Source organism: Zarconia sp., assembly GCF_057467645.1.
On record NZ_JBRJXU010000073.1, the window covers coordinates 1 to 6,291 of the forward strand.

The 6,291-nt window shown below is 49.9% G+C and carries 6 protein-coding genes; 2 read left to right on the forward strand and 4 right to left on the reverse strand.

The window, feature by feature from the left end; translation table 11 throughout:
- Positions 1–549 precede the first annotated feature (549 nt).
- Entirely contained in the window at positions 550–759 is a 210-nt protein-coding gene (locus AC2215_RS10545; protein ID WP_486809951.1) for a hypothetical protein, read from the reverse strand.
- Positions 760–1,144: 385 nt separating this feature from the next.
- Between AC2215_RS10545 and AC2215_RS10550 the strand changes: the two genes are divergently transcribed.
- Both AC2215_RS10550 and AC2215_RS10555 read left to right on the forward strand, forming a co-directional pair.
- The gene (locus AC2215_RS10550) at positions 1,145–1,471 is read left to right on the forward strand and encodes a thioredoxin family protein (protein ID WP_486809952.1); all 327 of its coding nucleotides are present in this window, start codon (positions 1,145–1,147) and stop codon (positions 1,469–1,471) included.
- 74 nt (positions 1,472–1,545) lie between these two features.
- Positions 1,546–2,721 (forward strand): LL-diaminopimelate aminotransferase, encoded by a 1,176-nt coding sequence (locus AC2215_RS10555; RefSeq protein ID WP_486809956.1) that lies wholly within the window; start codon positions 1,546–1,548, stop codon positions 2,719–2,721.
- A 118-nt stretch (positions 2,722–2,839) separates the two neighbouring features.
- Here the strand turns inward: AC2215_RS10555 and AC2215_RS10560 are convergent, their stop codons facing one another.
- The 3 genes from AC2215_RS10560 to AC2215_RS10570 form a co-directional block, all read right to left on the reverse strand.
- Entirely contained in the window at positions 2,840–3,103 is a 264-nt protein-coding gene (locus AC2215_RS10560) for a hypothetical protein (RefSeq protein ID WP_486809953.1), read from the reverse strand.
- A gap of 209 nt (positions 3,104–3,312) precedes the next feature.
- On the reverse strand, positions 3,313–4,668 hold the full coding sequence (locus tag AC2215_RS10565; RefSeq protein WP_486809954.1) for a UDP-N-acetylmuramoyl-tripeptide--D-alanyl-D-alanine ligase: 1,356 nt from the start codon (positions 4,666–4,668) through the stop codon (positions 3,313–3,315).
- 163 nt (positions 4,669–4,831) lie between these two features.
- Complete coding sequence (locus AC2215_RS10570; protein WP_486809955.1) at positions 4,832–6,091, reverse strand: pre-peptidase C-terminal domain-containing protein; 1,260 nt, start codon at positions 6,089–6,091, stop codon at positions 4,832–4,834.
- Between the last annotated feature and the right edge of the window lie 200 nt (positions 6,092–6,291).

The following is a 6,291-nucleotide window of genomic DNA, read 5'->3' on the forward strand; positions in this document are numbered from 1 at the left end:
ATAGCAACCGTCAGGGCGGTTTAGGCATCGTGAAGGTGAGCTTTCTTGAGCAGGCAATCGCGGTGAGTAGGGGGAGAGAAGAAAATGCGAGCCTTGAGCTTGATTTCTCGAGTGTCCTAACCGCCTTGGCGACGGCTATATCTTATGGTTAATTACCCAGATCTGATATGAGATCGTTTGCTCGAGACGATACTGCCCCCAACTTTCACGAATTATCGTTCGACTGGGGGCAGTATTGTTTGGAGTTTTTGATTGAAATGAAGATTTCTATCCCAAAAGCGGCGATATAACACGACGAAGACAGGTTTCTTTCGATAGCAACAAGTCAGAAATCGCCGAAATTTTACCCATGGGCGCAGCTTGTGCGATCGGGTTGGCTTGAGGTCGATAGCTGAGTGCTAAGTGCTATATCGCCTGAGTGGATAAGTCTAAACGAATTTTTCAGTGTTGCTGCTGATGGAGTTTGCGATCGATTGCTTCGCACTTTGATACTGGATGTATTTAAGCTGGGTGAAGCGGTATTGCAGTCGCTCTCGAAGCGATCGAATTCTACGACAACTCCACGCGCAAAAATCCTTTTTGTAAATCGTCGAAGACCCGTTGCAGTTGACCGATTTCTTCGGCGTTGAGTCGATCGGCAGAATGCATCAGTTGCCACAGAGATGCTTGTTCGGTGCGCGTAATTCGACTCGTGCTTTGGATTTGTGACAAGATCTGTCCGATGGAAGGTTGAGGCAAAGTGTATGTCTGAGTCTTCATAAATTAATCCGGTGATAAATCCTAAAAAACAGGTTTGGGAAAACAGACGGGGTTTAAACCGGTTGGGGTCTTCCGTTACCGAGTTAGTTAGATCGCACCCCACGCAACACTGAATTAAATTTGTAGATTTAATCACAAATTATCAAGAGGTTATGAAGATTCTGTGAAAAACTTGGAGATTCGCGAACTTTTTCGATCGAAAAATTTGGAGTTGTGGAGAAGGGCAATTGGGCAAATAATCGCGAAACCTCGCGAGATTGACCCCCTGAGTCAGATTTCGAGCATTTCTCGATCGAATGCAGACCACTCAAAACATGTCAAAATCGATACATTTTCGTTCTAAACTATTCATATAAAAAAGCGAACCCAGTCCATCGAGCCTTCCATGAGCAGCACCATCACCATCACCGACGCAGAATTTGAAACCGAAGTCACTCACGCTTCAACCCCAGTACTCGCCTATTTTTGGGCACCTTGGTGCGGCCCGTGTCGTCTCGTTTCTCCCTCCATTGATTTGGTGGCCGCAGAGTATGCAAATCGTGTCAAAGTTGTCAAGATGGAAGTCGATCCCAACCCCAATGCTGTCAAGTATTGCCAAGTTGAGGGCGTACCGGCTTTAAGATTGTTTAAGGATGGCGAATCGATTGCATCTCATGAAGGGGCAATTACCAAACAGAAACTTGTCGATATGCTCGACACCCATCTGTCCTAAAATGTAGGTCAATATTGGCATTCACCCATCCTCAACCCGATCGCCGGCTTTTTTTCCCGTTCCCCGTTCCCGATATGCAATTTGCCACCCGCTTAGATCCCCTCAAGTCCAACGTATTTGCCGATATGGATCGCGTCAAAGCCAGCGCGATCGCTGCCGGACATCAGGTCATCGATCTTTCGCTAGGGTCTTCGGATTTACCCACCGAACCCCATATCCTCAGAGCGATCGCCGATTCCCTCGACGATCCGGCCACCCACCAATATCTACTTTTCCACGGCACCCAAGAATTTCGGGAAGCAGCGGCGACTTGGTATACCGAGAAGTATGGCATTCCTATCGATCCGCAAACAGAAGTGTTGCCTTTGGTGGGTTCCCAGGAAGGAACGGCTCACCTACCCCTAGCCATTCTCAATCCGGGAGATTTTGCCCTGTTGATGGACCCCGGCTATCCTTCCCATATGGGAGGTGTGTATTTGGCAAGCGGGCAGATTTACCCCATGGAACTGCGAGAAGAAAATGGGTTTTTGCCGGTATTTGAAGATATCCCAGAAGCGGTTCTAGCTCAATCGCGGATGATGGTACTCAGTTATCCCCACAATCCCACCAGTGCCGTTGCGCCCCTCTCGTTCTTTGAAGAAGCGGTGGCTTTTTGCCGGAAACACAACATTGTCCTCGTCCACGATTTTCCCTACGCTGATATCGTATTTGACGATGTTACCCCGCCTTCAGTGTTGCAAGCCGATCGAGAAAAAAGCGTGTCGATCGAGTTTTTCACCCTCTCGAAATCCTACAATATGGGCGGGTTTCGGGTTGGATATGCGATCGGGAATGCCGAGTTAATTCAGGCGTTGCGGCAAGTGAAAGCGGCGGTGGATTTCAACCAATATCGCGGGATTCTCAACGGGGCGATCGCAGCCTTTACCGGATCGCAAGCGGGGGTACAGGCTACCGTCCAAACCTATCGTCGTCGCCGGGATGCCTTCATCACCGCCCTGAATCGCATCGGCTGGCAAGTGCCGCAACCCACGGCAACCATGTACATTTGGGCGAAACTCCCCGAACCCTGGCAGCAGGATTCCGTCGGATTTTGTACCCAGTTGGTGGAACAGACGGGAGTCGCCGCATCCCCCGGTGCGGGATTCGGGAAAGCCGGGGAAGGATACGTCCGATTTGCCCTGGTTCACGAACCCCCTATTTTGGAAGAAGCGGTGGCGAGAATGGCGAAGTTTTTAGGACGAGGTTCGTAGGGACGCACGCATTTGGGCGATCGCATTTGGGTAAAATAAAATGTTTTCATATTCAAATGCGATCGCCTTTGGTATCGCTAAACCCTGTAAATTTTTACCAACAAGGCTTGACTCTTTCTCAATCTTCATCCAGTCTCTGAACGTGCGCTTTGACTAATTCGATCGTATCTCGAACGGTCACGGCATTAAACCAATCTTCGTTGGAAATTTTGATGTTTAAATCTCGTTCGATATTGATAATAACTGCATAATCTGCCGAATCGACTAGATCGACAATGCGATCGTCAAGATCGATTTCAGGCGGTAAATAGCCACTCTCTTCTGCAAAACGAGATAAAATCAGTACTTCAATATAATTACTTTCATCAACAGGGTCGTACATCTCGCCTTTTGAATAAACGATCGGGGCAGGTTTAGCGGTTAGTTCTGTTCTGAGGAAAATGAATATTGAGCGTAACTCGACATCTGCTAGAAATCAAAAATTAAATCAATTTCTATGCCAAAGTCATACATTTCTTTTCCCTGACCCCTGACCCCTTAACCTTTAACCTTTCACCCTTTTCCAGAGATATCTACAACGCATCTGTAATCCTAATCTCCGAGATAGTGACGAACGACTCGATCGAGGGCGACAGAATGAGAGGCTTTAAATAACAAGCGATCGCCGGGTTGGACGAAATTTTGCAATCGCGTTGTCAGGGCGGTATGGGCGTTGGTGGAGGTGGCATCTTCCCACTCAACGATGGCAACACCTTTTGCACCGGCGGCCATTGCTTCGGCTTCAGCGGGATCGGCGAGGATAAAAAGTGCATCGAGATCGAGTTGACGCGCCATCTCCCCCACTTGACGGTGAAATTCGATCGAACGCTCTCCCAGCTCCTTCATCGTCCCCAATACCGCAATATGCCGCGCTCCTGGAGTGCGATCGAGCATTTTCAGCGACGCGAGCATCGACTCTAATCCGGCGTTGTAGGTTTCATCTAAAATCTCGATATCGTTTTCCAACTGGTAACGCTTTGCCCGACCGTCAGGTAAACTAACCGCCAGACCGGCTTGCAAAGGCGATCGATCCAGATCGAGGGCAATAGCGACGGCGATCGCGGCGAGGTAGTTGAGGGCGTTGTGTTCTCCGGCTAGCGGTAGGGGATACTCGATACCATCCACCCGCAGACGATCGCCATCGAGAAGTTCGCCCCGCACATCTCCCCCTTCCAAACCATAGGTGATGGTTTTGCCTTGCCACACTGTAGCTGCCGTTGCCATTAGAAGGCGATCGTCGTGGTTGAGGATAGCAATGCCGGTATCGGGCATTTCGGCGAGGAGTTCGCATTTTGCCTGGGCGATCGCTTCTCGCGAACCCAGCAACCCGATATGGGCCGTTCCCACATTCGTAATGACGGCGATATCCGGGCGGGCAATGTGGGTGAGTTCGGCAATTTGTCCCAGTCCCCGCATCGCCATTTCAATCACGGCAAAGTCGCATTCGGGGGTGAGTCCGAAGAGGGTTTTGGGAACGCCGATTTCGTTGTTGTAGTTGGCTTGGGTTTTGAGAACCTTGCCTTGGGTTCCCAGAACGGCAGCGATCAGTTCTTTGGTGGTGGTTTTACCGACGGAACCGGTAATGCCGACGATGGGAGTCGAGAAGCGATCGCGCCACCAGCGACCGAGGGTTTGGTAGGCTTTGAGGGTATCGCCCACTTGAAACTGAGGAATTGTGACATCGACGGGGCGATCGACAATGGCTGCGATCGCCCCTTGTTCGGCAGCGGTTGCCACAAACTGATGTCCGTCAAACTTTTCCCCCCGCAATGCCACGAAGAGATTGCCCGGTTTGACGCTGCGGCTGTCGGTGGTGATGCCGCGACAGATGAGATCTTGACTTTGGGGCAAGTTTTCGGGTGACGGAATCCCGAGAATTTTTGCAAGCTGCGTGAGTTCGATCTGCATCGCCGCACACTCCTGAAATAATTTTAGATTCTAGATTTTACAGGGCTTTGGATGAAGATCGGAACAGAGTGGGGGTTGGGGGTTTTGGATACTAACGTCGAATTTTCACTGGAAAAACTGCCCACCCCACAACTCAAACGATCGAACCAAATTGAACCCAACTTTAGTAAACGGCAGTTGGGAACGTGACGAAATTATTTTGTTCGTCCACCGTCCCCGTAAAGGTTTCCGTGGTTCCCTGTACCGTGAGAGTCAGGGTAAACTCAATGGGTTCTTTGGCTTGTTCTGGAGTTGGAACCTCGCCATCGGGACAGCGAGTGTAGAGACTGACGGCGATCGCGTAACTACCTTTGGGAGCATTCGATGGCGGCCAGAAAATATTCTCAACGGGGGTATTGGTGGTACTCTCGCACAGGGCGTTGGCATCGACATCGAGTTTACCACCGGATTCGACGAGAGGAGTGTCGAAGCTGACGAGTTCTTCGTTGGGATCGAGAATGGTTAAATCCAAGTCGTCGGGGGTATTCCAGGTGAGGGTGGCTTGCAAGTCGCCAGTACCGAGTTGGGTGATGGCGGTGAGATTGTAGACTCCTTTATGTTCGCTGTCGAAGCCGTTGACGACGATGGTGTAAACGCTGTTATTCTCTAATTCGATTTCGAGTTTGGAGTTGGTATTGCCCTCGGCAAGGTCGTCGTTTTCGCCAATCGTGTTGCCTTCGCCATCGACGAGAAGCAAGTAGGTATCGAATTCTTGACTTTCCAGGTCGATGGTTACCAATTGTCCGGCCCGGCCGACAAAGGTATAGGTGTCGTAGAAACTGCCATCGGAATCGAAGGTGGCATCGCCTTCTTCTAACGTCCCGTTTTCTTGCAGTAAAATCGCAGAACTCACCGGTGCAGAGGTTGTGGGTGCGGCTGGCGTGGGTTCGGTGGGTTCGGGAGTCACCTCTTCAGGATCGATCTCGGTGGGTGCAGACTCTGTCGGGTTGTCTTCTGGGGGAGTGGCTTCTTCGACGTTCGTTTCTGCGGGTGCCGACTCAGTTGGGTTGTCCTCTGGGGGAGTGGCTTCTTCAACGTTCGTTTCTGCAGGTGCAGACTCTGTCGGGTTGTCCTCTGGGGGAGTGGCTTCTTCGACGTTCGTTTCTACCGGTGCAGACTCTGTCGGGTTGTCCTCTTCGGAAGTCGCCTCTTCGGGATTTGTATCGGTCGGTTCGGCTTCTTCAGTGGCGTTTTGAGCGATCGAGAATTCTGTAGCTTTTGAGACGGAAGATTTGGCAGTCGATGACTTCAAGGAGCGAGCCAACAGAGTTTCTGGAGAGGTGAAATCGCGATTTTCCGCTCTCGTCGCGATCCCCCAACTACTGCTAAATAGGGCGAACGACAGGGCGAACGAACTCAAAAAACTCAATTGCCGCAGTTGCATAATGTCGATTTAAATTGAGGATAGAGTGGTGTTATCTAGATATTCGATATATAAGCATTTTATCCTACCACAATTTATCGCAAAGGGATGGCTCGATTGTTTAGGATTTGTTATAAGTTGAAATTTTTGATTGTTTTATAAATCAAATTTTTTGCTACTTCAATCTAATATTTTATTGATAGGTAAACGATATGTTTTTA